Annotated in this window: 25 protein-coding genes; 6 read left to right on the top strand and 19 right to left on the bottom strand. The window is 64.9% G+C overall.

Annotated elements, in window-relative coordinates:
• Nucleotides 1–3: 3 nt before the first annotated feature.
• Nucleotides 4–894, top strand: a complete 891-nt coding sequence (locus CAF70_RS23765; protein WP_085625805.1) for a triacylglycerol lipase — start codon at nucleotides 4–6, stop codon at nucleotides 892–894.
• On the opposite strand, the gene CAF70_RS23760 is transcribed toward CAF70_RS23765, so the two are convergent.
• Entirely contained in the window at nucleotides 891–1,763 is an 873-nt protein-coding gene (locus tag CAF70_RS23760; protein ID WP_085625804.1) for a DMT family transporter, read from the bottom strand. The genes CAF70_RS23765 and CAF70_RS23760 overlap by 4 nt on opposite strands.
• Nucleotides 1,764–1,989: 226 nt before the next feature.
• Here CAF70_RS23760 and CAF70_RS23755 point away from each other — a divergent pair, with 226 nt between their 5' ends.
• The 3 genes from CAF70_RS23755 (at nucleotide 1,990) to CAF70_RS23745 (ending at nucleotide 4,208) form a co-directional block, all read left to right on the top strand.
• The gene (locus tag CAF70_RS23755; protein ID WP_085625803.1) at nucleotides 1,990–2,778 is read left to right on the top strand and encodes a helix-turn-helix domain-containing protein; all 789 of its coding nucleotides are present in this window, start codon (nucleotides 1,990–1,992) and stop codon (nucleotides 2,776–2,778) included.
• Nucleotides 2,779–2,841: 63 nt separating this feature from the next.
• The gene (locus CAF70_RS23750) at nucleotides 2,842–3,129 is read left to right on the top strand and encodes a PsiF family protein (RefSeq protein WP_085625802.1); all 288 of its coding nucleotides are present in this window, start codon (nucleotides 2,842–2,844) and stop codon (nucleotides 3,127–3,129) included.
• 71 nt (nucleotides 3,130–3,200) lie between these two features.
• Complete coding sequence (locus CAF70_RS23745; protein WP_063911893.1) at nucleotides 3,201–4,208, top strand: AI-2E family transporter; 1,008 nt, start codon at nucleotides 3,201–3,203, stop codon at nucleotides 4,206–4,208.
• Nucleotides 4,209–4,326: 118 nt separating this feature from the next.
• Here the strand turns inward: CAF70_RS23745 and CAF70_RS23740 are convergent, their stop codons facing one another.
• A complete protein-coding gene (locus tag CAF70_RS23740) occupies nucleotides 4,327–5,598 on the bottom strand; it encodes an Hsp70 family protein (RefSeq protein ID WP_085625801.1) in 1,272 nt (423 codons plus the stop codon).
• Between the two features lie 164 nt (nucleotides 5,599–5,762).
• On the opposite strand from CAF70_RS23740, the gene cbpA reads away from it, so the two are divergent.
• Nucleotides 5,763–6,716 (top strand): curved DNA-binding protein, encoded by a 954-nt coding sequence (cbpA, locus tag CAF70_RS23735; RefSeq protein ID WP_085625800.1) that lies wholly within the window; start codon nucleotides 5,763–5,765, stop codon nucleotides 6,714–6,716.
• 2 nt (nucleotides 6,717–6,718) lie between these two features.
• Nucleotides 6,719–7,024 (top strand): chaperone modulator CbpM, encoded by a 306-nt coding sequence (locus CAF70_RS23730; protein ID WP_063911891.1) that lies wholly within the window; start codon nucleotides 6,719–6,721, stop codon nucleotides 7,022–7,024.
• A gap of 117 nt (nucleotides 7,025–7,141) precedes the next feature.
• On the opposite strand, the gene CAF70_RS23725 is transcribed toward CAF70_RS23730, so the two are convergent.
• The 17 genes from CAF70_RS23725 to cbiE form a co-directional block, all read right to left on the bottom strand.
• A complete protein-coding gene (locus CAF70_RS23725; RefSeq protein ID WP_085625799.1) occupies nucleotides 7,142–7,657 on the bottom strand; it encodes a GNAT family N-acetyltransferase in 516 nt (171 codons plus the stop codon).
• A 31-nt stretch (nucleotides 7,658–7,688) separates the two neighbouring features.
• The gene (urtE, locus tag CAF70_RS23720; RefSeq protein ID WP_085625798.1) at nucleotides 7,689–8,387 is read right to left on the bottom strand and encodes an urea ABC transporter ATP-binding subunit UrtE; all 699 of its coding nucleotides are present in this window, start codon (nucleotides 8,385–8,387) and stop codon (nucleotides 7,689–7,691) included.
• 158 nt (nucleotides 8,388–8,545) lie between these two features.
• Complete coding sequence (urtD, locus tag CAF70_RS23715; protein ID WP_178076425.1) at nucleotides 8,546–9,403, bottom strand: urea ABC transporter ATP-binding protein UrtD; 858 nt, start codon at nucleotides 9,401–9,403, stop codon at nucleotides 8,546–8,548.
• A complete protein-coding gene (gene urtC, locus CAF70_RS23710; RefSeq protein WP_085625797.1) occupies nucleotides 9,400–10,479 on the bottom strand; it encodes an urea ABC transporter permease subunit UrtC in 1,080 nt (359 codons plus the stop codon). Before urtC ends, urtD begins: the two co-directional genes overlap by 4 nt.
• Nucleotides 10,479–11,966, bottom strand: a complete 1,488-nt coding sequence (gene urtB, locus CAF70_RS23705) for an urea ABC transporter permease subunit UrtB (RefSeq protein ID WP_085625796.1) — start codon at nucleotides 11,964–11,966, stop codon at nucleotides 10,479–10,481. Before urtB ends, urtC begins: the two co-directional genes overlap by 1 nt.
• Before the next feature lie 77 nt (nucleotides 11,967–12,043).
• Nucleotides 12,044–13,309: an urea ABC transporter substrate-binding protein gene (urtA, locus tag CAF70_RS23700; protein ID WP_085625795.1), complete on the bottom strand. Its 1,266-nt coding sequence runs from the start codon at nucleotides 13,307–13,309 to the stop codon at nucleotides 12,044–12,046.
• Nucleotides 13,310–13,495: 186 nt separating this feature from the next.
• Complete coding sequence (gene cycA / locus CAF70_RS23695; protein WP_085625794.1) at nucleotides 13,496–14,902, bottom strand: D-serine/D-alanine/glycine transporter; 1,407 nt, start codon at nucleotides 14,900–14,902, stop codon at nucleotides 13,496–13,498.
• Between the two features lie 236 nt (nucleotides 14,903–15,138).
• Nucleotides 15,139–16,506: a PepSY domain-containing protein gene (locus CAF70_RS23690; RefSeq protein ID WP_085625793.1), complete on the bottom strand. Its 1,368-nt coding sequence runs from the start codon at nucleotides 16,504–16,506 to the stop codon at nucleotides 15,139–15,141.
• 58 nt (nucleotides 16,507–16,564) lie between these two features.
• Nucleotides 16,565–18,616, bottom strand: a complete 2,052-nt coding sequence (locus CAF70_RS23685; protein ID WP_085625792.1) for a TonB-dependent copper receptor — start codon at nucleotides 18,614–18,616, stop codon at nucleotides 16,565–16,567.
• Nucleotides 18,617–18,682: 66 nt separating this feature from the next.
• A complete protein-coding gene (locus CAF70_RS23680) occupies nucleotides 18,683–19,114 on the bottom strand; it encodes a DUF2946 domain-containing protein (RefSeq protein WP_025340795.1) in 432 nt (143 codons plus the stop codon).
• A gap of 22 nt (nucleotides 19,115–19,136) precedes the next feature.
• Nucleotides 19,137–19,622: a copper chaperone PCu(A)C gene (locus CAF70_RS23675; RefSeq protein ID WP_085625791.1), complete on the bottom strand. Its 486-nt coding sequence runs from the start codon at nucleotides 19,620–19,622 to the stop codon at nucleotides 19,137–19,139.
• Between the two features lie 47 nt (nucleotides 19,623–19,669).
• The gene (locus CAF70_RS23670) at nucleotides 19,670–20,059 is read right to left on the bottom strand and encodes a DUF2946 domain-containing protein (RefSeq protein ID WP_085625790.1); all 390 of its coding nucleotides are present in this window, start codon (nucleotides 20,057–20,059) and stop codon (nucleotides 19,670–19,672) included.
• 207 nt (nucleotides 20,060–20,266) lie between these two features.
• Entirely contained in the window at nucleotides 20,267–21,121 is an 855-nt protein-coding gene (locus CAF70_RS23665) for an SPFH domain-containing protein (protein ID WP_085625789.1), read from the bottom strand.
• A 26-nt stretch (nucleotides 21,122–21,147) separates the two neighbouring features.
• A complete protein-coding gene (locus CAF70_RS23660) occupies nucleotides 21,148–21,585 on the bottom strand; it encodes an NfeD family protein (RefSeq protein ID WP_085625788.1) in 438 nt (145 codons plus the stop codon).
• A 218-nt stretch (nucleotides 21,586–21,803) separates the two neighbouring features.
• Nucleotides 21,804–22,526, bottom strand: a complete 723-nt coding sequence (locus tag CAF70_RS23650; protein ID WP_085625786.1) for a cobalt-precorrin-6A reductase — start codon at nucleotides 22,524–22,526, stop codon at nucleotides 21,804–21,806.
• Nucleotides 22,523–23,617, bottom strand: coding sequence for a cobalt-precorrin-5B (C(1))-methyltransferase (locus CAF70_RS23645; protein ID WP_085625785.1), 1,095 nt, complete (start codon nucleotides 23,615–23,617; stop codon nucleotides 22,523–22,525). The genes CAF70_RS23650 and CAF70_RS23645 overlap by 4 nt, the downstream gene beginning before the upstream one ends.
• A complete protein-coding gene (gene cbiE / locus CAF70_RS23640) occupies nucleotides 23,610–24,821 on the bottom strand; it encodes a precorrin-6y C5,15-methyltransferase (decarboxylating) subunit CbiE (RefSeq protein WP_085625784.1) in 1,212 nt (403 codons plus the stop codon). Before cbiE ends, CAF70_RS23645 begins: the two co-directional genes overlap by 8 nt.
• Between the last annotated feature and the right edge of the window lie 214 nt (nucleotides 24,822–25,035).

The raw sequence follows: 25,035 nt of genomic DNA, 5'->3' as shown, positions 1-25,035 counted from the left end.
GCAATGCAGCAGGATTTGGCCACGCGATACCCGTTGGTGCTGGTACCGGGCATGCTCGGTTTTGTCCGCCTGGTGCTCTACCCCTACTGGTTCGGCATCGTGCCGGCCCTGCGCAAGGGCGGGGCGCAGGTGTTCCCGGTGCAGGTTTCGCCACTGCATTCCAGCGAGGTGCGCGGCGAGCAGTTGCTGGCGATCATCGAAGACATCTGCCAGCGTACCGGTGCGGAAAAGGTCAACCTCATCGGCCACAGCCAGGGCGCCCTGAGCGCGCGCTACGCAGCCGCCAGGCGGCCCGGGCGGGTGGCCTCGGTCACGTCGGTGGCGGGGCCCAACCAGGGTTCGGAACTGGCCGACTACCTGGCGCGCACGGCACCGGGCGATTCCCCGCAGGGGCGCATCCTGAAGGCTGTGCTGCATGGCTTGGCCGTGCTGCTGGTGTGGCTGGAAACCGGCTGGCGCCGCGACCCGCTGCCAGTGGATGTACACGCCTCGCACCAGTCGTTGACCAGCGCCGGGGTGGCGCTGTTCAACCAGGCTTATCCACAGGGGCTGCCAGGCACCTGGGGCGGGGAAGGGGCCTATGAGGTCGATGGCGTGCGCTATTACTCCTGGTCCGGCATCTTGCAGCCCGGCCTGACCGACCAGGGGCGCAACCGGTTCGACGGCAGCAGCTATTTTTGCCGCCTGTTCGCGCGCAGTTTCGTCAAGGAAAAGGGCCATTGCGACGGTATGGTCGGGCGCTTCAGTTCGCACCTGGGGCAGGTGATCGGCGACGATTACCCGCTCGACCACCTGGATATCGTCAACCAGTCGCTTGGTGCGCTGGGCAAGGGGGCCGAACCGGTGCGGCTGTTCACCGAACATGCCGCGCGGCTGAAGGCGGCAGGGCTCTAGCGACGGATCGGTGTGGTCCAGCGCTCGGCCAGCACCACGCCCGCCAGGGTCAGCAGGCCACCGACCAGGTGATAGCGGGCAAGCTGCTCGTCGAGCACCACGGCGGCGATCAGCGCCGTGACCAGCGGCAGCAGGTTGAAAAACAGCGTGGTGCGGCTGGGCCCCAGGCGTTGCACAGCCTGCATCCACACCAGGGGCGCGATCATCGAGGCCAGCACGCAGGCGTACAGCACCAGGCCGATGTTGCGGCTGTTCAGCCCGGTCTTGTCCGACAGCAGGAACAGCGGCAACAGCACGACGATGGCTACCAGCACCTGCAGGTACAGCAGCTGCATCGGCGGCAGGCGCAGCTGCCATTTCTTCAGCAGGAAGCTGTACAGCGCGTAGGCCAGTGTGGCCACGAGCATCAGCAGGTCCCCGCTGTTCAGGCCTTGTTGCAGCAGGCTGGCGGGGTGGCCGGCACTGACCACTTCAAGCACGCCGAGAAATGACACCAGTGCGCCCAGCAGAGCGCCGTAGCTCAGGCGCTGACCCAGCCAGGCGATGGACAGCGCCAGGGACATCAGTGGCATCAGCGAGAGGATGATGCCCATGTTGGTGGCGCTGGTGATGCCGGCGGCGAAGTAGGCCAGGCTCTGGTACAGCGCCATGCCCAGCACGCCCAGCACGCAAACCTTGCCCAGGTGCGGGCGAATGGCCGCCCGATTGCGCCACACGGCGGGCAGCAGGAACGGGGTGAACAGCAGCGCGGCCAGCAGCCAGCGGTAGAAGCCGATCTCGGCAGGGTGGATGGCACCGGCGGACATCTTGGTGACCACGGTGTTGCCGGCCCATATCAGGATGGCGGTCAGGGGGAACAGGTAGTTCATGAAGCGGTTTACTCGTTGGGGCTTGGATTGGGGCTGCTTTGCAGCCCTTCGCGGGCTTGCCCGCTCCCACAGGGATATCACAGGCCTGAAAGCTGGCGTGGATCCTGTGGGAGCGGGCAAGCCCGCGAAGGCCTGCGGAGCAGGCCCTCGATAGGCCTGTATTATCGATTGTCTGTTCACAAGCCTATACTTCTATCCAGACAACCCGCCCCGCAAAGCAGACAGCATGCCGCGCAATTACCTCGACATTCCCCGGTTCACCCAACTCCCGGCCCCGGTGTACTTCCGCCACGACGAGTTCGGTGCCGATACACGCAGCGCCCTGCATAGCCACACCTGGGGCCAGCTCAACTACACCGCCCACGGCGTGATGCACCTGGAGGTCGCCGGCCAGCACTTCCTGTCACCACCGCAATACGCCGTGTGGGTGCCGCCCGACACCGAGCATGGCTGCTACAACCCACAGGCCATCGTCTACCGTTCGGTCTACCTGGACCGCAGCCTGTGCGCCGCACTGCCTCAGCAACCATGCAGCCTGATGATCAGCGACATCCTCAAGGCCATCCTCGCCGACTTCGCCCGGCGCGACCTGCGGGTGGCCGAGGGCGACCGCGACCAGCGCCTGGTGCAGGTACTGCTTGACCAGCTGCTACTGGCGCCCAGCCAGGCCTGTTACCTGCCGTTTGCCCACAGCGAAGGCTTGCGCCAGGTGCTCGATGCCCTCGATGCCGAGCCGGGCGACAACCGCCCGCTAGCCGACTGGGCCGCCCGCGTGCACGTCAGCGAGCGCACCCTGGCCCGCCAGTTCCTGCGCGAACTGGGCATCAGTTTTGGCGAATGGCGCCTGCGCCTGCGTTTTCTGCGCGCCATCGAAGCACTGGAATCCGGCCAGCCGATCCAGGCCATCGCCTTCGACCTGGGCTACAGCAGCGCCTCGGCGTTCATCGCCATGTTCCAGCGCCAGGCCCGATGCACGCCCGAGCAATACCGTCGCCAGGCACGGGCAGGGCGTTGAGAATTCTTGGCTACACTCAGCTCGACCCCCGTGCATCGGGCGCGGAGCCAAGGAGACTACTCCATGAAAGTGCTGCAAATCCCCTTCCTGGTACTGGCGGTGTTGTTCAGCGCCCAAGGCTTCGCCGCCAATACCGCGCAGCAGGAAAAGATGAAAACCTGCAACGCCGACGCCACCGCCAAGGCCCTCAAGGGCGATGAGCGCAAAGCCTTCATGAGCACCTGCCTGAAGAAGGACGTGCCGCAAACCCAGCAAGAAAAGATGAAAACCTGCAACGCCGACGCCACCACCAAGGCCCTGAAGGGGGACGAGCGCAAAGCGTTCATGAGCGACTGCCTGAAGAAGAAATGACCTGCGCCTATGCCTGCAGACGTAAGGCTGGCAGACTGCGGGTCTTTCCCGTTGTCTGCCGTTGAGGCTGTATGACCTTCACCCCCCGCCAGGTCACCCTGGCCAGCTGGATCATCGTGTTTGCCGGCCTGTTGCTGGCGCTGCCCCTGAAATTGCTGCCGAGCCTGCTGGCCGGCTTGCTGGTGTTCGAGCTGGTCAACATGCTCACGCCGCGGCTGCAGCCGCTGCTCGCCGGGCAGCGCGCCCGCTGGTTGGCGGTGGCGCTGCTCGGCACGCTGGTGGTCAGCACCCTGACCCTGCTGTTTGCCGGTGCCTTCAGCTTCCTGCTGCACGAGGCGGAAAACCCCGGGGCCTCGCTGGACAAGTTCATGGCCCTGGTGGAGCGTGCCCGTGGCCAGCTGCCGCCGTTCATCGAAGGCTACCTGCCGGCCAGTGCGGCGGAGTTCAAGGTGGCCATTGGTGACTGGATCAAGAGCCACCTGAGCGACCTGCAGCTGGTGGGCAAGGGCATGGCACACATGTTCGTCACCCTGCTGATCGGCATGATCCTCGGCGCCATCGTCGCCTTGCAGCGCATCCCCGACATCTCCCGGCGCAAGCCACTGGCGGCGGCGCTGTTCGAGCGCCTGAGCCTGTTGGTGCAGGCGTTTCGCAACATCGTCTTCGCGCAGATCAAGATCTCGCTGCTCAACACTACGTTCACCGGCATCTTCCTGGCCGTGGTGCTGCCGATGTTCGACGTGCACCTGCCGCTGACCAAGACGCTGATCGTGCTGACCTTCCTTTTGGGCCTGCTGCCGGTGATCGGCAACCTGATGTCGAATACCCTGATCACCATCGTCGGCCTGTCGCTGTCGATCTGGGTGGCGGCGGCGGCGCTGGGTTACCTGATCGTCATCCACAAGGTCGAGTATTTCCTCAACGCGCGGATCGTGGGTGGGCAGATCAGTGCCAAGTCGTGGGAACTGCTGCTGGCGATGCTGGTGTTCGAGGCGGCGTTCGGGTTGCCTGGGGTGGTGGCGGGGCCGATCTACTATGCCTACCTGAAGAGTGAGCTGAAGCGGGCCGAACTGGTCTGATTCTTCAATAGCCTTTGCCGGCCCCTTCGCGGGCTTGCCCGCTCCCACAGGTTGAGGTGCGGTCCCTGTGGGAGCGGGCAAGCCCGCGAAGGGGCCGGCACAGGCTGAAGAGCGTGGCTCAGGCCACGCCGTACCGCTTGCGCGCCTCGATGGCCAGCCCGCTGCCAATGCTGCCAAAGATGTTGCCTTCCACATGCCGCGCATTCGGCAGCATCGCCGCCACGCTGTTGCGCAGTGCCGGAATCCCGCTGGAGCCGCCGGTGAAGAACACCGTGTCGACTTGCGTTTCGCTGACGCCAGCCTTGGCCAGCAGTTCGCTCACGCTACCGCGCACGCGCTCCAGCAGGCCTTCGATTGCCTCTTCGAACAGCACGCGGGTCAGTTCTGCAGTCAACTCAGGCTCGATGCGGCCGAGGTCCACATGGCGGCTCTGCTGCTCGGTCAGCTCGATCTTGCTGGCCTCCACTTCCATCGCCAGCCAGTGCCCGGCACGCTCTTCGATCAGCTTGAACAGGCGGTCGATGCCCAGCGTGTCCTCGATGTCATAGCGCATGCTGCCCAGCGCCAGCTGCGACTTCTGCGAGTACAGGGCGTTGATGGTGTGCCAGGTGGCGAGGTTCAGGTGATAGCTGGTCGGCATCAGCGCGCCGCTCTTCATGCGGCTGCCGTAGCCGAACAGTGGCATCACGCCCTGCAGGCTCAGTTGCTTGTCGAAGTCGGTACCGCCAATGTGCACGCCGCCGGTGGCGAGGATGTCGCTCTGGCGCTCGGCGACCAGATGGCGCTCGGGTGACAGACGGATCAGGGTGAAGTCCGAGGTACCACCGCCGATGTCGACGATCAGCACCAGTTCTTCGCCGCTGATGCTCGACTCGTAGTCGAAGGCTGCGGCAATCGGCTCGTACTGGAACGACACATCCTTGAAGCCGATCTTGCGCGCCACTTCGGCCAGAGTGTCCTCGGCCTCCTGGTCGGCGGCCGGGTCTTCGTCGACGAAGAACACCGGGCGGCCCAGCACCACTTGCTCGAACTCACGTCCGGCAGCCGCTTCGGCACGCTTTTTCAGCTCGCCGATGAACATGCCCAACAGGTCCTTGAACGGCAGGGCGCTGCCCAGCACGCTGGTGTCGTGCTTGATCAGCTTTGAACCCAGCAGACTTTTCAGCGAGCGCATCAGGCGGCCTTCGTAGCCTTCCAGGTACTCGTGCAGCGCCAGGCGGCCATATACCGGGCGACGCTCCTCGATGTTGAAGAACACCACCGAGGGCAAGGTGATCTTGCCGTCTTCCAGGGCAATCAGCGACTCCACGCCGGGGCGGTGCCAGCCGACCGTGGAATTTGAGGTGCCAAAGTCGATGCCCAGGGCGCGGGCCGGGGATACGTCAGACATGGGAAATGAGCTTCCGGAGGCAAAACGGCCGCGCAGTGTATGCCAGTTGGCTACAGAATCAAGACCGGTCGTCTGCCATGGCGCAAACCCAAGGCGGTCTTGAAAGGCTATGCTTGAGCCCTATCTTCTATTGCAACACGCACATTCACATTGGTGATCCATAGATGGACTTCAAAGACTATTACAAGATACTCGGCGTAGAGCCCACGGCGGACGACAAGGCAATCAAGGCCGCGTACCGCAAGCTGGCGCGCAAGTATCACCCCGACGTCAGCAAGGAGCGCGACGCCGAGGAAAAATTCAAGGAGGCCAACGAGGCCTACGAAGTGCTGGGCGACGCGCAGAAACGTGCCGAGTTCGACGAAATCCGCAAGTACGGCGGCCAACATGGCCGGCCGTTCCAGGCACCTCCGGGTTGGGAAAGCCGCGGCGGTGGCGGTGGCTTCGAAGGCGGTGATTTTTCCGACTTCTTCAGCTCGATCTTTGGTAGCCGCGGTGGCAACCCGTTCGGTGGTGCCCGGCAGCAGCAACGCAGCGCCGGCAGGCGGGGGCAGGACGTGGAGCTAGAACTGGCGGTATTCCTTGAAGAGACCCTGAGCAAGGAGTCCAAGCAGATCAGCTTCCAGGTGCCACAGACCAATGCCATGGGCCAGCGCACCGGCTTCACTACAAAGACCTTGAACGTGAAGATCCCGGCCGGGGTGACCGACGGCGAGCGCATCCGCCTCAAGGGCCAGGGCGCGCCGGGCAGTGGTGGCGGGGCCAATGGCGACCTGTTCCTGACCATTCGCATGGCACCGCACCCGCTGTTCGATGTCGAAGGTCATGACCTGATCATCACCGTGCCGCTGGCACCGTGGGAGGCCGCACTGGGCGCCAAGGTGGCCGTGCCGACCCTGGACGGCAAGATCAACCTCACCATCCGCCCCGACAGCCAGAGTGGCCAGCGCCTGCGCGTACCGGGCAAGGGCCTGGCCAACAAGCGTGGCGAGCGCGGCAACCTTTACGCGCAACTGAAAGTGGTCATGCCACCCGCATCCGACGAGTCTGCCCGCGAACTGTGGACCCAGCTTTCCGAGAAGGCTGCGTTCAACCCGAGGACACAATGGAGTAAGTGATCATGAGCAGCACCCTGATCGTTCAACTGGACATGCGTACCCTGTGTCAGGAGGCCGATATCACGGCTGACTGCGTGATCGAAATCGTCGAGCACGGCATTGTCGAACCTTCCGGGCGAACGCCGGAGGACTGGTTGTTCGACGATCAGGCGCCGTTGCTGGCCAAACGCGCGGCGAAGCTGCATCAGGAGCTGGAACTGGAGTGGGAAGGGGTGGCGCTGGCGCTGGAGCTGTTGCAGGAAGTGCAGCAGTTGCGCAGTGAGAACAGCATGCTGAGACAGCGGTTGGGCAGGTTTATCCAGATGTGAGGTTTGCAGGCCCGGCCTATTCGCGGGCTTGCCCGCTCCCACAGGTACTGCACAGGTCTGGGGAAATGTGCGATCCCTGTGGGAGCGGGCAAGCCCGCGAAGAATTTCACACAAAACCTAGCTTGGCTCCGCTCCCGGATCCAACACCAGCTGCATGAAGGTCAGATCCAGCCACCGGCCAAACTTCACCCCCACCTGCGGCATCTGCCCGGTCACCACGAAGCCCAGCCGCTCATGCAGGCGCACCGACGCTGCATTGCCGCTCTCGATGGCCGCCACCATCACATGCTTGCCACACGCGCGCGCCCGCTCGACCAGTGCCGCCATCAGCACCGGGCCCAATCCCCTGCCGCGCTGATCGCCACGGATATACACCGAATGTTCCACGGTGTTGCGAAAGCCCTCGAACGGCCGCCAGTCGCCAAACGATGCATAGCCCAGCACACCGCTCCCATCCACCGCCACCAGGATCGGGTAGCCCTGCTGTGCCCTTGCATCGAACCAGGCCAGGCGGTTAGCCAGGTCCACCGGGGTTTCGTTCCAGATCGCCGTGGTGTTGCGCACCGCGTCGTTGTAGATGTCGAGGATGCCCGGCACATCGTCAGGCAGGGCGTCGCGGATTTCATGACTCATGACAGCGTCTCGCAGGGTCGTTGCACGCAGATTAAATGGTTACCAGCCCACGCACACCCTCGGCTTGCATGTTTTCGCCACGGCCCCGCTGGATGATCTCGCCACGGGCCATCACCAGGTACTGGTCGGCCAGCTCCTCGGCGAAGTCGTAGAACTGTTCCACCAGCAGGATTGCCATGTCGCCGCGCTCGGCCAGGCGACGGATGACTGCGCCGATCTCCTTGATCACCGAAGGCTGGATACCCTCGGTGGGCTCGTCGAGGATCAGCAGGCGCGGGCGGCTGGCCAGTGCGCGGCCGATGGCCAGCTGTTGCTGCTGGCCGCCGGACAAGTCACCGCCACGGCGTTGTTTCATCTGTTCCAGCACAGGGAACAGTTCGTAGATGGAGGCCGGCACCTCCCGAGCTTCACGGGCGGGGAAGCGTGAAAGCCCCATCAGCAGGTTTTCCTCGACAGTGAGGCGCGGGAAAATCTCACGACCCTGGGGTACGTAGGCGATGCCGGCGTGGACCCGTTGCTGGGGCTTGAGGCTTGTGATCGGCTTGCCCTCCCATTCGATGTTGCCGTCGCGCGCCGGGACCAGGCCCATCAGGCAGCGCAGCAGGGTGGTCTTGCCCACGCCGTTGCGGCCCAGCAGGCAGGTGACTTCGCCGACTTTGGCTTCGAAGGACAGGCCCCGGAGGATGTGGCTGCCGCCGTAGTACTGGTGCAGGGTGTCGATCTTGAGCATGTGTGTGTTCCTGAAATTGATGCAGTGCCTGTGCCGGCCCTTTCGCGGGCTCGCCCGCTCCCACAGGTACTACACAAGGCTCGACAACCGAGGGTTTCCTGTGGGAGCGGGCAAGCCCGCGAAGAGGCCGGTACAGGCTTCAAAAATTCAAATGTCGGTCACCGGCCCAGATAGACCTCGACCACCCGCTCATCCGCCTGCACCTGCTCCAGCGAGCCTTCCGCCAGCACGCTGCCCTGGTGCAGCACGGTCACATGGTCGGCAATGCTGCCGACAAAACCCATGTCATGCTCCACCACCATCAGTGAATGCTTGCCAGCCAGCCCCTTGAACAGCTCGGCGGTGAACTCGGTCTCGGCATCGGTCATGCCCGCCACCGGCTCGTCCAGCAACAGCAATTGCGGCTCCTGCACCAGCAGCATGCCGATCTCCAGAAACTGCTTCTGCCCATGCGACAGCAAACCCGCCTGGCGTTGGGCCAGCGGCAACAGGCGCAAGGTGCCCAGCACTTCCTCGATACGCTGGCGCTGCTCACCGCCAAGGCGCGCTGCCAGGCTGGCCCACACCGACTTGTCGGTCTTCAGCGCCAGCTCAAGGTTTTCGAACACCGTCAGCGCCTCGAACACCGTGGGCTTCTGGAACTTGCGGCCTATGCCAGCCTGGGCGATCTGGTATTCGTTCATGCGGGTCAGGTCGAGAGTGTCACCGAACCAGGCCGTACCGCTGTCGGGCCGGGTCTTGCCGGTGATCACATCCATCATCGTGGTCTTGCCGGCACCGTTGGGACCGATGATGCAACGCAACTCGCCCACGCCGATGTAAAGGTTCAGCGCGTTCAGCGCCTTGAAGCCATCGAAGCTGACACTGATGTCTTCCAGGCTCAGTACCGTGCCGTGGCGGGTATCGAGGCCGGCCTTGCGGCTTTGGCCCAGGCCGATGGCGTCGCGGCCGGCGCCGAGGTTGTCGAACACCGGTTCGAGCATGAATTCCGGGTGTACCGGGGGCACGCCTCTCATGGTTGGCTCCTTTTCTTCAACAGGCCGACCACCCCCTTGGGCAGGTACAGGGTGACGAGGATGAACAACGCGCCTAGGAAGAACAGCCAGAACTCCGGGAAGGCCACGGTGAACCAGCTTTTCATGCCATTGACCAGGCCGGCGCCGAGCAGCGGGCCGATCAGCGTGCCGCGCCCGCCCAGGGCCACCCACACGGCGGCTTCGATGGAGTTGGTCGGCGACATCTCGCCAGGGTTGATGATGCCCACCTGCGGCACGTACAGCGCACCTGCCAGGCCGCACAGTACAGCGCTGAGCACCCATACCAGCAACTTGAAGCCGCGCGGGTCGTAACCACAGAACATCAGGCGGTTCTCGGCGTCGCGCACGGCGGTGAGCAAACGGCCGAACTTGCTGCGGGTAAGGCATCTGCACAGGTACAGGCTGGCCAGCAGCAGGCCGACGGTGAGCAGGAACAGCACCGCGCGGGTGCCTTGGGCGGCAATGTCGAAGCCAAGGATGGTGCGGAAGCTGGTGAAGCCGTTGTTGCCGCCAAAACCGGTTTCGTTGCGGAAGAACAGCAGCATGCCAGCGAAGGTCAGAGCCTGGGTCATGATCGAGAAGTACACGCCCTTGATCCGCGAGCGGAAGGCGAACCAGCCGAACACCAGCGCCAGCAGCCCGGGCGCCAGCACCACCAGGCACAGGGCCCAGGCGAAATGCTGGGTGCCGGCCCAGTACCACGGCAGTTCGCTCCACGACAGGAAGGTCATGAACCCCGGCAGGCCGTCACCGGCAGCCTGGCGCATCAGGTACATGCCCATGGCGTAGCCACCCAGGGCGAAGAACAGCCCGTGGCCCAGCGACAGCAGCCCGGCGTATCCCCAGACCAGGTCCAGGGCCAGGGCGACGATGGCGTAGCAGAGAATCTTGCCGACCAGGGTCAGGGTGTAGGCCGATACTTGCAGGGCGTGGTCCGCCGGCAGCAGCGACAGCAGCGGCAGGGCCACCAGCAGCAGGACGGCGATGGCGCCGATAGCCAGGGTCAGGTGTGGCCCGGCCTTTTGCGTAGCGGTGACAAGCAGTGGCTGGTTCATCAGTCGATTACCCGTCCCTTGAGGGCAAACAGGCCTTGCGGGCGTTTCTGGATGAACAGAATGATCAACGCAAGGATGAGGATCTTGCCGAGCACGGCGCCGATCTGCGGCTCCAGCAACTTGTTGGCGATGCCAAGGCCGAACGCGGCCCACAGGCTGCCGGCCAGCTGGCCGACGCCGCCGAGCACCACCACCAGGAACGAGTCGATGATGTAGCTCTGGCCGAGGTCCGGGCCGACGTTGCCGACCTGGCTCAGGGCCACGCCGCCGAGCCCGGCGATGCCCGAGCCGAGGCCGAAGGCGAGCATGTCGACGCGCCCGGTGGACACGCCGCAGCAGGCGGCCATGTTGCGGTTCTGGGTGACCGCGCGCACGTTCAGGCCCAGCCGTGTGCGGTTGAGCAGCAGCCAGGTGAGCAGTACCACGGCCAGGGCGAAGCCAATGATCACCAGACGGTTGTAAGGCAGCACCAGGTTGGGCAGCAGCTGGATGCCCCCCGACAGCCAGGCGGGGTTGCTGACTTCGACGTTCTGCGCGCCGAACAGCAAGCGGATGGCCTGGATCAGGATCAGGCTGATGCCCCAGGTCGCCAGCAAGGTTTCCAGCGGACGGCCGTACAGGTGGCGGATCACCGTGCGCTCCAGTGCCATGCCGACCCCGGCACTGACGGTGAAGGCCACGGGCAGGGCGATCAACGGGTAGAACTCTATGGCGCCGGGGGCGTAACGCTGCAGCAGTACCTGGACCATGTAGGTGCTGTAGGCGCCGAGCATCAGCATTTCACCGTGGGCCATGTTGATCACCCCGAGCAGGCCGAAGGTGATGGCCAGGCCAAGGGCCGCCAGCAGCAGGATCGACCCCAGCGACAAGCCGCTGAAGGCCTGGCCGAGCAGTTCGCCGACCAGCAGTTTGCGCTTGACCTGGGCCAGGCTGGTTTCGGCGGCGGTACGCACGCCCGGATCGCTTTCTGCGCCGGGCTGCAGCAGGGCTTCGAGGCGGGTGCGGGCCAGCGGGTCGCCGGTTTCGCCGAGCAGGCGCACTGCAGCCAGGCGCACGGCCGGCTCGCTGGCGCCCAGTTGCAGGTTGGCCAGGGCCAGGCCGAGGGCGGCGTGCACGGCGGCATCCGATTCGCTGGCGAAGCGCCGGTCGAGGAAGGCCATTTGCGCCGGTTGCGCGCTTTTCTGTAGTTGTTGGGCAGCGGCCAGGCGGATGTCGCTGTTGTCGCTGAGCAACTGGTGGCTGGCCAGGGCGTTGTCGATCAGGCCGCGCAGACGGTTGTTCAGGCGCACCTTGCGCGTGTCATCGGCGGCGATGCGGCCTTGGCGCAGGTTGTCCAGCAGCGGCAGGCGTGCCGCATCGGGTTGTGCCGCCCAGCCTTCGAGTAGTCGGGCTTGCTCGGCGGGCTTGGCGGTGAGGAAGAATTCGCCCTCGCTGGCCTGGGTTGCCAGGGGCAAGAGCAGGAGCAGGGTCAGCAGCAGTCTGAGCATGCGAGCAATCCTGGAAATCGGCGGTGGATTCTTCGCGGGCGTGCCCGCGAATGGGCTGCAAGGCAGCCCCAGTGCACTCAGTTGCCTTTCACTGCATAGTCCGGGCGTTTGTCATTACCCGGAATGAACGGGCTCCAAGGCTGTGCCCGCAGCGGTTGCTCGGTTTCCCACACCACGCTGAACTGCCCGTCATCCTGGATCTCGCCGATCATTACCGGCTTGTGCAGGTGGTGGTTGGTCTTGTCCATGGTCAGGGTAAAGCCCGACGGCGCTTCGAAGCTCTGCCCGGCCAGTGCCTCGCGAACCTTGTCGACGTCGGTAGACTTCGCCTTCTCGGCGGCCTGGGCCCACATGTGGATGCCCACGTAGGTGGCCTCCATCGGGTCGTTGGTCACCGCCTTGTCGGCGCCCGGCAGGCCCTTGGCCTTGGCGTACGCCTTCCAGTCGGCGACGAATTTCTGGTTGACCGGGTTATCCACCGACTCGAAGTAGTTCCACGCCGCCAGGTGCCCCACCAACGGCTTGGTGTCGATGCCGCGCAGCTCTTCTTCGCCCACCGAGAACGCCACCACCGGCACATCGGTGGCCCTCAGGCCCTGGTTGGCCAGCTCCTTGTAGAACGGCACGTTGGAGTCGCCATTGACTGTGGAGATGACCGCGGTCTTGCCACCGGCAGAGAACTTCTTGATGTTGGCGACGATGGTCTGGTAGTCGCTGTGGCCGAACGGTGTGTATACCTCTTCGATGTCCTTGTCAGCCACGCCCTTGCTGTGCAGGAAGGCGCGCAGGATCTTGTTGGTGGTGCGCGGGTAGACATAGTCGGTGCCCAGCAGGAAGAAGCGCTTGGCGCTGCCGCCGTCCTCGCTCATCAGGTACTCCACGGCCGGGATGGCCTGCTGGTTGGGGGCGGCGCCGGTGTAGAACACGTTCGGCGACATTTCTTCACCCTCGTACTGAACCGGGTAGAACAGCAGGCCGTTGAGCTCTTCGAACACCGGCAGCACCGACTTGCGCGACACCGAAGTCCAGCAGCCGAATACCACCGCGACCTTGTCCTGGGTCAGCAGCTGGCGGCTCTTTTCGGCGAAGAGCGGCCAGTTGGAGGCCGGATCGACCACCACCGGTTCGAGCAGCTTGCCGTTCACACCGCCCTTGGCGTTGATCTCATCGATAGTCATCAGTGCCATGTCCTTGAGCGAAGTCTCGGAAATGGCCATGGTCCCCGACAGCGAATGCAGGATGCCGACCTTGATGGTCTCGGCGGCCTGGATGCTCCAGCTCAGGCCCATTGCGGCAATCGATGCGCTGAGGGTAAGGGCCTTGATCAGACTGCGACGCTTCATGTGCTCTCTCCGCTGAGTTTTTATGTGTTGGGCAAGCGGGGAGGGGTGTTGCAAGGGGTGTGCCTAACGGCGAAAGGTGCGCAATAGAGGGGTTGTGCGAGGTGTTGGGGCGTTGGCTGGATCCAGGTTGGTGCCTGATGGATTTGTGTGCACAGGATTGGGGCTGCAAAGCAGCCCCCGAGGCCATCAGCCGTTGCGCACAGCCGTGCGCGGATGACGCTTGCTGCGCACCCCCTGGTAGGTCACCGCCAGCAGCACAAACCAGATCGGCGTCACCATCAACGCTGCGCGGGTATCGTCCTCCAGGCTCAGCAACACCAGGATGAAGGCAAAGAACACCAGGCACACGTAGCACATGAAGCGCCCGCCCGGCATCTTGTACTTCGAGGCCTGGTGCAGCGCCGCGCGGTGTTTGCGGTACTTCAGGTACGACAGCAGTATCAGCGTCCAGACGAACATGAACAGCACCGCCGAAACGGTGGTGACCAGGGTGAATGCCTCGACCACGTTCGGCACCAGGTAGATCAGCACTGCGCCCAGCAGCAGGCAGGTGCAGGAGAAGTACAGGCCGTTGGCCGGCACCGAGCGGCTCGACAGCTTCTCGAACGCCTTGGGTGCGTCACCCTCCTGGCTCAGGCCGTAGAGCATGCGGCTGGTGGAGAACACGCCGCTGTTGGCCGACGAGGCCGCCGAAGTCAGCACCACGAAGTTGATGATGCTCGCTGCCGCCGGCAGGCCGGCCAGCACGAACAGCTCCACGAACGGGCTCTTGCCCGGCACCACGTCGCGCCATGGGGTCACGGCCATGATCGCGATCAGCGCCAGTACGTAGAACACGATGATCCGCACCGGGATCGAGTTGATCGCCCGTGGCAGGGTGCGTTCCGGGTTCTTCGCTTCGGCGGCGGTGGTGCCCACCAGTTCGATGCCGACGAAGGCGAACACGGCGATCTGGAAGCCGGCGAAGAAGCCCATCAGGCCATTGGGGAACATGCCGCCGTCATTCCACAGGTTGGCCAGTTGCGCGGTGCGCCCGCTGGGCGAGGTGAAGCCGCTGATGACCATGTACAGACCGGTCGCGACCAGGCCCAGGATGGCGACGATCTTGATCAGGGCGAACCAGAACTCCATTTCACCGAACATCTTCACCGTCACCAGGTTCAGTGACAGCAGCAACCCTACGCAGGTCAGCGCCGGTATCCACTGTGGCAGTTCGGGGAACCAGAACTGCGTGTATGCTGCGATGGCGACCACGTCGGCGATGCCGGTGACCACCCAGCAGAACCAGTAGGTCCAGCCGGTGAAGTAACCCGCCCAGGGGCCGAGCAGGTCGGCGGAAAAATCGATGAACGACTTGTAGTTGAGGTTCGACAGCAGCAGTTCGCCCATGGCGCGCATGACGAAGAACAGCATGAAGCCGATGATCATGTAGACGAAGATGATCGACGGCCCGGCCAGGCTGATGGTCTTGCCCGAGCCCATGAACAGGCCGGTACCGATTGCGCCGCCGATGGCGATCAGCTGGATGTGGCGGTTGGTCAGGTTACGTTGCAGATGCTGTTCATCTGGGGCTGTGGGTGAGGTTTGCGTCATAGGCTGCATTCCCTTGGAAGGTCGGTCGTCTTGTCAGAGGTAGCCGGGTAGGCTAACACGCGCGTTCCAGGTTGGGGCGCGACAGATCGACTCGACTTTTGGGTAGCAGTGTTTGCCTGTGCCGGCCTCTTCGCGGGTGAACCCGCTCCCACAGGGACCGCTCTGCCCTCAGGCTTGGCGCAAAAACTGTGGGAGCGGGTTTACCCGCGAAAGGGCCGGCACTGACGAAGCAAGGCTCAAGCGCTGGCCAGCACCCGGCCGCGCCTGACCACCAGGCTATCCACCAGCCACATCACCACCATCGACACCCCCACCAGCGGGAACATCAACCCCAGCACCAGCATTACCCCCACCGCCGCCTTCCAGCGCGGCAGGTCATGGCGCAGCGGCGGCACACCCAGCCCGCCGGCCGGCCTGCGCTTCCACCACATCACCAGCCCGCTCACCGAACCCAGCAAGATCATCAGGCACACCAGCAGGATGATGATCTGGTTGAACACTCCGAACATCTTGCCTTCATGCAGCATCACGCCCAACTCGGTGGCGCGGGCGACCGGGCTGTAATCCTGCCAGCGCACATCGGCGAGAACCTTGCCGGTGTACTGGTCGACATGCAGGGTGGCATCGTTGCGTGGGTCGTCGGCGAACACGGCAATGGTGAACACGCCATCGGCCGTGGTCGGCAAGGTGATGCTGTAGCCTGGTTCCACCTGGCGCGCGGTAGCGATGTCTTCGACCTGCTGCAGGCTTATCTGTGGCGCTGCCGGCGCGCTCGACATCATATGATGCCCGGCATGTTCGGCATGTGCCCCGGACTGCGGCATCGGCGTGTTCTCCAACGCCCAGGGCACGGTCTGGCGGTGCGCGCTGTTCAGTTCACCCGCCTGCTGGTCGGACTTGGGCACGTCGTTCCACATGGCCGCCGGAAAGCGGTTCCACAAGTCGGCGTACTGCTTGCCCCACAGGCCGGTCCAGGTCATGCCGCTGACCAGCATCAGCAGCAACAAGGCCGAACCCCAGAAACCGGTCACCGCATGCAGGTCGCGCCAGAACAGTCGGCCGCTTGCCGACAGCCGTGGCCACAGCACGCCAGCGCCATTGCGCCCGCGTGGCCACCACAAGTACAGGCCCGACACCACCAGCACGATGCCCCAGCCTGCGGCAAGCTCCACCAGGCGGTCGCCGACCGTGCCAACCATCAGTTCGCCATGCAGGGCGCGAGCGATGGCCTGCAGGTTCTGCTTGCCGTCCTGTTCGCCAAGGACCTTGCCGCTGTAGGGATCGACGAACAAGTTCAGTTCGCGCCCTGCGTCATGCACCACGAATTGCGCGCTGCGTTCGGCGTTCAGCGGCGGCAGGTACTGGCCAACGTGGCCCTTGGGGTACGCCTTGCGCACCTCTGCCAGCAGCGTGTCTGCGCCCTGCCGGTGGTGGCCGGCTTCGACCACCATCAGCTCGCGGTACAGCAGCGGGTCGAGTTGCGGCTTGAACAGGTAGATGATCCCGGTGATCGCCAGCAGGATCATGAACGGGGCCACGAACAGCCCCGCATAGAAGTGCCAACGCCAGGCCAGGTTGTAGAAGTTGATGCGTGTTCCTCTCATGGGAACCTCCTGTTTGACCAGCAGATGGGCGCGACCTGCGCCGCGCCCGTTGTTGTTGTCAGAAGCTGAAGTCGACCTTGGTCCAGAAGGTCCTGCCTGGCTCGTTGACCGGCTGTGGATCGTTGGCCGGGTAGCCGAACCCGGCGTTCCCGGCCAGGTTCAAGTGCTCGGCGTAGGTCTTGTCGAACAGGTTGTCGACCCCCGCGCTGAGCTTGAGGTGGTTGCTCACCTTGTAGGCGCCATTGAGCGAGAACACGCCGAAGCCGGCGCTGTTGTCGTAGTCCTTGCCGACCACATTGCCCTGGTTCTCGGCTATGCGGTTCTGCGCCGCCACCAGCCGCCACAGTGCGCCGACGCTCCATGCATCGCGGCTGTAGGTCAGTCCCAGGCGGCTTTCCAGGGGCGGCATTTGCGGTAGTGCTGTGCCGTCACTGCTGTTCTTGCCCCAGGCGTAGGCCAGCGTGGCGTCGGCCTTCCAGTTTTGCGTCAGCTGGTAGGCCGCGCCCAGTTCGCCGCCCATGACGCGGGCGTCGATGTTGCGAGCCCGGGAGCTCATCCCCAGGTAGTCGAACAGGATGTAGTCGCGGATCTGCCCCACGTAGCCGGAAGCCCAGGCTTCCATGCGCTCGTCGCGGTACTGGACACCAAAGTCGAGCTGGGTGGTCTTCTCTGGCTTGATACCGTCGAAAGCATTGGCCGCACCGGGTGGTGCCAGCTTGGGCGAGAACAGCTCCCAGTAGTCGGGGAAACGCTGGGCATGACCAAGGCCGATGTACGTGGTGGCCGGGATGGCTGCCAGGTCGTGCTCGTAGCGGACAAAACCGCTGGGCAGGGTGTCGGCGCGGGTATCGCCGTTGGTGGCGCTGGTCGCACGGAAGTCGCGGGCCGAGGCGCGGTCCAGGCGGGCACCGGTAATCATGCGGTCCTCACCGCTGACGTACCAGGTCAGCTCGCCGAAGGCACCGTAGTTGTGAAAGTCGGCGTCCTTGGTCCAGGCCTGGCCCTTGTGCGCGTCCACGCCCATGCCGCCGCGCTTGCGATGTTCGTTGGTCTGCGCGTCGATGCCGCCGATCAGTTGCACGTCGGCCCAGCGCCAGGTGGCCTTGATGCGTGCCCCCATGGTGCGGCGGTCAACGTTGCTGACCATTGGCATGCCCATCATGCCGCTGCCCGAAGGCGTGCGCAGGCTGTAGTTGTCCATCACGTGGTCGGCGTAGTTGTAGTAGACCTGCGCCTCGACCTTGTCGAGCACCTCGCCGAGGTTGGACTTTTCGAAACGCAGGCCCAGGCTTTCGCGCTTGAACTGCGAGCCATCCATGCCGCGCCCGGCATAGCGGGCCTCGCCATCGCCCTTGCCGGCGGTGAGTTCCAGCAGGGTGTCCTGGTCGGGCGTCCAGCCGAGGGCGACATCGCCGTTCCATTTGTCCCAGCGTGACGGCACGGTGTTGTCATCGCCGTCGTGGTAGTCATCCGAGCGCGACTGGTTGCCGACGAAGCGGGCGTAGGCCTTGTCGTTGCCGGCGGCGGTGTCCAGCACCTTGTCGAAGCGGCCGTTGGAGCCGGCCAACAGGCTGGCATTGACGCGGCTGCCGAGGGTGCCGAACTTTTCCGGTTCACGCTCGAAGAGGATGGTGCCTGCCGAGCCGCCCGGGCCCCAGATCACGCTTTGCGGGCCTTTGATCACGGTCAGGCGGTCGTAGGTTTCCGGTGAAATGTACGAGGTGGGGGCGTCCATGCGGTTAGGGCAGGCGCCCAGCATCAGGCCACCATTGGTGAGGATGTTCAGGCGCGAGCCGAACATGCCGCGCAGTACCGGGTCGCCGTTGGTGCCGCCGGCGCGAATGGCCGAGAAGCCGGGGATGGTCTTCAGGTAGTCGGCGCCGTCGCTGGCCGGCACCGGCTGGCGTGGGTCTTTCGGGTTGGTGACCACGGTCAGCGGCGAGCTCGGGGCCACGGCGGTGATCACCGTCGGGCTCAGCTCGGGAGCTTCGTGTGCATGGCCTTCATGGCCAGGGTCGGCGGCCAGGGCCACAGGCGCTAGCAGCGAGCCGCACACGGCGGCAATGGTCCCACGCAGGGACAAGGCAAAAACAGGGGTGCAGCCGGACATAATGATTCCAGTCGATCAGTCATGAGTCAGCGCGAAGCCTCCTGGCTCCGTGCGCAAAATGTGGGTTCAGACGTTGATCGAGGAAGGCGGGGCGCGGCTGCGCGCGCCGGGGAATACAGCCTGCCGGGCATGGCCCTGGCGCGTGGGGGCGAACAGGTGGGTGGTGGGGACGACGCTGCCGGCGCTGAGTGGGCTGAGGGCCTGGGGCAGGGCCGGGCAGTTGAACAACAGGCTGCAGTAACCGCACTTTTCCCACATCACATGCAGTTGACCATCGCCAGCCTGGCCGTGATGGGTGTCGCCGCCATGCTGATGGGCAGTTGCCATCGGCATGTCCATCGGCATGCTCATGCCGGCGTGGTGGTCCATCGGCATCGACTGGGAAATCAGCGGGCCGATGAAGATCATCCACATGGCGAACAGGCTCAGCCATCCGCCACCGGCGCGCCTGCGGTCAGGGCGGGTGGTACGGCTGATGCTGTTGCGCGGCAGGCTCATGACGAGTGCCTTTCAGCGGGGATCAGTGCGCGTGTTGGTGGGCTTGCGCCTGGTCCGTCGGTGCCTGCTTCTGCACGGCCACCTCGACGGTGATATTGCCGGCCTTTTCGAAGTGCAGGGTCAACGGGAAGCGCTTGCCATCGCTGAGCAGGCTGCGGTCCTTGGGCTGCATCAGCATCACATGGTAGGCGCTGGGGGCGAAGATCAGGTCCTTGCCGGCCGGTACCACCACGCTGGGCACCTGCTGCATCTTCATGGCACCGCTGGCGCTCATGGCATGCTCGTGCAGTTGCGCGTCATCGCTGATGGGGCTGTCGACGCTGAGCAGGCGGTCGTCGGCCTGACCGTTGTTGTGCACCACGAAATACGCCGCGACGTTGGGTGCGTTGGGGGGCAGCTGCAGTGACCAGGGGTGGGCGATGTGCAGGTCACCCACGCTGTATTCGTGGGCATTGGCAAAGGCGCCGGGCAGCAGCAGGGCGGCCATGACGAGGGCGTGCTTGAGCATGGTGAATCTCCGTTTCTGTTCAGGTTCAGGCAGACAGCGTGATGAACTCAGGCCAGCGGAGAGGCACGGGGGTTGAGCGCCGGCCAGAGTTGGCGCGGCGTGGCGTGGTAGTCGGCGGGTGGCGGCAGCAGCCCGGCCAGCAGTATTGGCGGGTTGTGCAGCTGCGGCGGGTAGCCGGGCAAGGCCAGCAGTGGCGCGGCACCGGAACAGCACCAGCAATTCATCATGCTGGCGCTGTCGTCGCTTTGCGGGCCGAGGTCGATCTTGGCCAAGGCCTGGACGTCAGCCTTGGCCTTGTTGGCCATGCTGGAACAGAAGGCCCCCCACAGCAGCTGCTCGGCCGGGCCCTTGGGCGTGGCAGAGGACAGCGGCATGGCCAGCAGGTTGAACAGCACTGCAAGGCAGGCTATCCAGGCGATGTGCCGACGTGGGGGCATGGAGAGATCCGGTCAGGAATCGTGGTGGGTATTGTAAGGCCGAGTATAGGTAAAAATGGCGGGGTGCGGTGAAGTGACGCAGGTGGGTAGTTGAAGCGGTGTCGCCTGCTTCGCGGGCTCGCCCGCTCCCACAGGATTACCTACAGCCTTGAGAGCGGTGGTGTACCTGTGGGAGCGGGCAAGCCCGCGAAGAAGGCCAAACCAATCTCAAGCCTTGCTACGCCCCATCAACCCCCGCACGGTCTCCTGCAGGTCTGCCGGCAACACCACCACCTTGGCGTTGCTGCTGCCCGCCAGGTTCTCCATCGCCCCTACATAGCGCTCGCCCAGCAGGTACATTGCCGGCACGGTCTCGTTGCCGACCGCGTCCTTGACCAGCGAAATCGCCCGCGCCGAGGCTTCGGCCAGGCTGATCTGCGCTTCGGCATCCAGCCTGGCAGCCTGCAAGCGGGCTTCTGCTTCCAGGATCGCCGCCTGCTTGGCCCCTTCGGCACGGGTCACGTCGGCCTTGCGCTCGCGCTCGGCAGCCGCCTGGCGCTCCATGGCCAGTTGCATGTTCTCCGAAGGCTTGATGTCCTGGATTTCCACCGAGCGCACGGTCACGCCCCAGTCTTCGGTCTGCTCGGACATCGCCTCGCGCAGGCGCGCCTTGATCTGCTCGCGGCTGGACAGCGCTTCGTCCAGGTCCATGGCACCGACGATGGCGCGCAGCGAGGTCATGGTCAGGCTGGTGACGGCGAACGAGAAGTCCTGCACGCCATAGGAGGCCTTCTGCGGGTCGACCACCTTGGCGAAGCACAGGGCGTTGGCAACGATCACCGCGTTGTCCCGGGTGATGATTTCCTGCTGCTGGACATCGAGGATGATGTCCTTGGTCGGCAGGCGGTAGGCGACCACGTCCATGTACGGGATGACGATGTTCAGGCCGGGCTTGAGGGTGCTCTGGTAGCGACCCAGGCGCTCGACGACCCATTCCTCGCCCTGGGGCACGATGCGTACCCCCTTGAACACGGTGATCAGGACGAACAGGGCGATGGCGATGACGACGATGAGGCTGGTCATGATGCGAAATTCCTTTTAGTGCGGATTCAGGCCCGAATGACCCGGGCGGTGTTCCCTTCGATGGCGGTCAGGCGTACCCGCTCGCCGGCCGCGATCTCGCTGTTGGCGATGCAGGTCCATTCCTCGTTGCCGAGGATCGGCTTCTGGAAGCGCACGCGGCCTTTCTGGAACTCCGAAACGCCAGCGGTCAGCAGCCCCACTTCACCGATCACGCTTTCGGCGGTCCAGCGCACGTCGGGCTGCTTGCGCCGGAACAGCTTGAACCACAGTGCAGTGGTGACTGACGACATCAGCACCCATAGCAGTACCTGCATATCCAGTTGCAGGCTGGGGGCGGCCAGCGAAATGAGTGACACCAGCACGGCGCCGATGCCGAACCAGAGGATGAAGAACGTCGGCAGGACCAGTTCGAGCAGCATCAGCGCGATGCCGAACACCAGCCAGATCCACCATTGCATTTCCATATGGGTAGCGCCTTCCGGGGGGGAGTGCCGAGTTTAAGGTAGCAGGGCGGCACAGGGCCACTTCATGGTTTGAAAGAAAAGTCCGAAATCACTGTAGGCGACCCCTGTGGGAGCGGGCGTGCCCGCGAAAAATACGACTCGGTGCATGGCACCGGCTTCGCCGGTGTTCGCGGGCGTGCCCGCTCCCACAGGGGGGCGGCGGCGTGCTTGCGACATTGCTATTGCAGGTCGAGTGCCGCAGCCAGGTCGGCTGGCGAGTCGAATGCCCGGTCCACATCCGGCAAAGCCGGCCGCTTCAGAACCAGCACAGGTATCCCCAGCTCCCGCGCCACCTCCAGCTTTGGCTCGGTTGCCACGCTGCCGCTGTTCTTGCTGATCAGCACATCGATCTTGCGGCGCAGGAACAACGCCCGCTCATCCTCGATCTGGAACGGCCCCCGCGCACCAATCACTTCGCAGCGATCATTGCCAGGGCATGCCTCCAGCGCACGCAAGGTCCAGAATTGCTCCGGTGGTATCTCGTCCAGATGTTGCAGCGGCTCACGCCCCAGCGTGAACAAAGGCCTGCGGAACGGTTTGAGTGCCTCGATCAACCCGGCCCAGTCCTCGACCTCGCGCCAGTCGTCCCCGGCTTGGGCCTGCCAGGCCGGGCGGCGCAAGGCCCAGCACGGGATACCGGCCATGCGTGCGGCGTTGGCAGCATTGCTACTGATTTGCGCGGCATAGGGATGGGTGGCATCGATCAGCAACGTGATGCCTGCCTCGTGAAGGTAGTTGGCCAACCCCTCGGCGCCGCCAAAGCCGCCGACCCGAACCTGGCATTGCAGGTCCTGCGGCACCCGGCCGACGCCCGCCAGGCTGTAGACGTGCTGCGGGCCCAAACGGCGAGCGAGGGCCAGGGCTTCAGTGACGCCGCCCAGCAGCAGGATACGCCCGTTCATTGCACACCCGCCCGGCCGACGATGCCACCCTGGCGGTCGATGGCGAACACCTCAACCTGCACCTGCGCCGGCACCACACTGCAGGCGAAGGCCAGGGCGTGGGCGCACACCGCGTCACCCAACGGTATGCCGGCTGCATGGGCCAGTGCCAGGGCCTTCTGGCTGGTGTTGGCAGCTATGATCGATGCCTGCAGCGCCTCGTCGGCGCCGATGTCCGCTGCCCAGCCGGCCAGTTGCGGCAGGTCGATGCTGGAATGACGGCTGTGCAGGTCCATGTGCCCGGCGGCCAGCTTGCTGATCTTGCCAAAGCCGCCGCACAGGGTCAGGCGTGGCACCGGCACCTTGCGCAGGTGCTTGAGCACCGCACCGACGAAATCGCCCATTTCGATCAGGGCGATTTCCGGCAGGCCGTAGACCCGGCGCATGGTGTCCTCGCTGGCGTTGCCGGTACACGCGGCGATGTGCGTGTAACCATTGGTGTGGGCGACGTCGATGCCCTGGTGAATCGAGGCGATGTAGGCCGCGCAGGAAAACGGCCGGACGATGCCGCTGGTGCCGAGGATCGACAGCCCGCCGAGGATGCCCAGGCGCGGGTTCATGGTCTTCAGGGCCAGTTGCTCGCCGCCCTGCACATTGACCGTGACCTCGAAACCGCCTGAGTAGCCGTATTCGTCCGCCAGGCGTTGCAGATGTTCACTGATCATGCGCCTTGGTACCGGGTTGATAGCCGGCTCACCCACCGCCAGCACCAGCCCCGGTCGGGTCACGGTGCCGACGCCAGTGCCGGCGACAAAACGGATGCCCGGTTCGGCCAACAGGCGCACCTGGCTGTAGAGCAGGGCACCGTGGGTCACGTCCGGGTCGTCGCCGGCATCCTTGAGCGTGCCCGCTTCGGCACCTTGGTCGAAGAGGCGGCAGAACTCCAGGCGCATCTGCACCACCTTGCCCTTGGGCAGGGTGATGCTGACGGCGTCGCTGCTCTCGCCGCCCAGTAGCAGGCGTGCTGCCGCCAGGCTGGTGGCGGTCGCGCAACTGCCGGTTGTCAGGCCGCTGCGCAGGGGAGCGGGTTGTTCGCGGGTTTCTTCACGCATCGGCGGGTTTCACCACATCCAGCAAGGTGATCGGCAGCGCCTGGCGCCAAGTGTCGAACGCCCCCAATGGCTGCGCATGGGCGATGTGGATGCGGGTCAGCTCGCCACCGTGGCGTTCACGGAAATGCGCCAGGGCCAGTTCGCTTTGCAGGGTAACGGCGTTGGCTACCAGTCGGCCGCCGGGGCGCAGGCTTGCCCAGCACAGATCGAGCACACCTTCGCGGGTTACACCGCCACCTATGAAGATCGCATCGGGTTGCTCCAGGCCCTGCAGCGCCGCAGGCGCCTTGCCGCGGACCAGTTGCAGGCCGGGTACACCCAACGCATCGCGGTTGTGTTCGATGAAGCCCTGGCGGCCTTCGTCGGCCTCGATGGCCAAGGCGCGGCAGGCCGGGTGGGCACGCATCCATTCGATGCCGATCGAGCCGCAGCCGGCGCCCACGTCCCACAGCAGCTCGCCGGGCTGTGGTGCCAGGCGCGCCAGGGTAATGGCGCGGACATCGCGTTTGGTCAGCTGGCCGTCATGCCGGAAGGCGCTGTCCGGTAGCCCGGCCAGCCGGTGCAGGCGCGGGGCGTCGGCTGCGGCCTGGCACTGGATGGCTACCAGGTTGAGGGCGGCGACTTCTCGGTGTGGCCAATCCTGGGCGGTGCCGGCCAACTCGCGCTCCTGTTCGCCACCCAGGTGCTCGAATACCCGCAGGCGGCTTGGCCCGAAGCCACGCTCGCGCAGCAGCGCGGCAATCGCCGCCGGACTGTCGCCATCGTTGCTCAGCACCAGCAGGTGCATGCCGCTGTACAGGTGGGCATTGAGCGCTGCCAGGGGGCGAGCGACCAGAGACACCACCTGCAGGTCCTGCAGCGGCCAGCCCAGGCGGGCAGCGGCCAGGGCGCAGGAGGAGGGCATCGACAACACGCGCATTTCAGCGGCGGGCAGCTGGCGCGCCAGACTGGCACCGACGCCGTAGAACATCGGGTCGCCGCTGGCCAGCACGCACACCGGCTCGCCGCGCAGGGCCAGCACCGGGGCCAGGGAGAACGGGCTTGGCCAATCCAGCCGTTCGCCAGCCACGCAGCGTGGCAGCAAAGCCAGCTGGCGCGGGCTGCCGAAGATCCGCGCAGCGCCCAGCAGCGCGCGCCGGGCCTGCTTGCCCAGGCCGCTGAAGCCGTCTTCGCCGATACCTACTATTGTCAGCCAGGGTGCCATACATTCGTTCCGTCTTTTTTGGGGCCGCTGCACGCCCCTTCGCGGGCTCGCCCGCTCCCACAGGTACAGCGCAGCCGTTGAGTGGCGCGGTGATTCTGTGGGAGCGGGCGAGCCCGCGAAGAAGGCGGCGCGGTCCTGAATTTCTACTCGATCACCGAGGATGCTCGACCACCGGCTTTTCATGCCGCCGGACAAAGCAGGCATAATACCGCGC

The sequence above is a fragment of the Pseudomonas sp. B19(2017) genome, assembly GCF_002113165.1.
In the GTDB taxonomy this organism is placed as follows: Bacteria; Pseudomonadota; Gammaproteobacteria; order Pseudomonadales; family Pseudomonadaceae; genus Aquipseudomonas.
This window is presented reverse-complemented; position numbering and strand designations above follow the sequence as displayed.

Coding starts and splice junctions, on each gene's coding strand:
- CAF70_RS23745 (WP_063911893.1), top strand. CDS start 3,201: ATGACCTTCACCCCCCGCCAGGTCACCCTGGCCAGCTGGATCATCGTG.
- CAF70_RS23730 (WP_063911891.1), top strand. CDS start 6,719: ATGAGCAGCACCCTGATCGTTCAACTGGACATGCGTACCCTGTGTCAG.
- CAF70_RS23660 (WP_085625788.1), bottom strand. CDS start 21,585: ATGGAAATGCAATGGTGGATCTGGCTGGTGTTCGGCATCGCGCTGATG.
- CAF70_RS23750 (WP_085625802.1), top strand. CDS start 2,842: ATGAAAGTGCTGCAAATCCCCTTCCTGGTACTGGCGGTGTTGTTCAGC.
- cycA (WP_085625794.1), bottom strand. CDS start 14,902: ATGACGCAAACCTCACCCACAGCCCCAGATGAACAGCATCTGCAACGT.
- CAF70_RS23645 (WP_085625785.1), bottom strand. CDS start 23,617: ATGCGTGAAGAAACCCGCGAACAACCCGCTCCCCTGCGCAGCGGCCTG.
- CAF70_RS23765 (WP_085625805.1), top strand. CDS start 4: ATGCAGCAGGATTTGGCCACGCGATACCCGTTGGTGCTGGTACCGGGC.
- CAF70_RS23740 (WP_085625801.1), bottom strand. CDS start 5,598: ATGTCTGACGTATCCCCGGCCCGCGCCCTGGGCATCGACTTTGGCACC.
- cbiE (WP_085625784.1), bottom strand. CDS start 24,821: ATGGCACCCTGGCTGACAATAGTAGGTATCGGCGAAGACGGCTTCAGC.
- CAF70_RS23680 (WP_025340795.1), bottom strand. CDS start 19,114: ATGAGCCTGCCGCGCAACAGCATCAGCCGTACCACCCGCCCTGACCGC.
- CAF70_RS23675 (WP_085625791.1), bottom strand. CDS start 19,622: ATGCTCAAGCACGCCCTCGTCATGGCCGCCCTGCTGCTGCCCGGCGCC.
- urtC (WP_085625797.1), bottom strand. CDS start 10,479: ATGAACCAGCCACTGCTTGTCACCGCTACGCAAAAGGCCGGGCCACAC.
- CAF70_RS23650 (WP_085625786.1), bottom strand. CDS start 22,526: ATGAACGGGCGTATCCTGCTGCTGGGCGGCGTCACTGAAGCCCTGGCC.
- CAF70_RS23685 (WP_085625792.1), bottom strand. CDS start 18,616: ATGTCCGGCTGCACCCCTGTTTTTGCCTTGTCCCTGCGTGGGACCATT.
- urtA (WP_085625795.1), bottom strand. CDS start 13,309: ATGAAGCGTCGCAGTCTGATCAAGGCCCTTACCCTCAGCGCATCGATT.
- urtE (WP_085625798.1), bottom strand. CDS start 8,387: ATGCTCAAGATCGACACCCTGCACCAGTACTACGGCGGCAGCCACATC.
- cbpA (WP_085625800.1), top strand. CDS start 5,763: ATGGACTTCAAAGACTATTACAAGATACTCGGCGTAGAGCCCACGGCG.
- CAF70_RS23665 (WP_085625789.1), bottom strand. CDS start 21,121: ATGACCAGCCTCATCGTCGTCATCGCCATCGCCCTGTTCGTCCTGATC.
- CAF70_RS23690 (WP_085625793.1), bottom strand. CDS start 16,506: ATGAGAGGAACACGCATCAACTTCTACAACCTGGCCTGGCGTTGGCAC.
- urtB (WP_085625796.1), bottom strand. CDS start 11,966: ATGCTCAGACTGCTGCTGACCCTGCTCCTGCTCTTGCCCCTGGCAACC.
- CAF70_RS23755 (WP_085625803.1), top strand. CDS start 1,990: ATGCCGCGCAATTACCTCGACATTCCCCGGTTCACCCAACTCCCGGCC.
- CAF70_RS23760 (WP_085625804.1), bottom strand. CDS start 1,763: ATGAACTACCTGTTCCCCCTGACCGCCATCCTGATATGGGCCGGCAAC.
- CAF70_RS23725 (WP_085625799.1), bottom strand. CDS start 7,657: ATGAGTCATGAAATCCGCGACGCCCTGCCTGACGATGTGCCGGGCATC.
- urtD (WP_178076425.1), bottom strand. CDS start 9,403: ATGAGAGGCGTGCCCCCGGTACACCCGGAATTCATGCTCGAACCGGTG.
- CAF70_RS23670 (WP_085625790.1), bottom strand. CDS start 20,059: ATGCCCCCACGTCGGCACATCGCCTGGATAGCCTGCCTTGCAGTGCTG.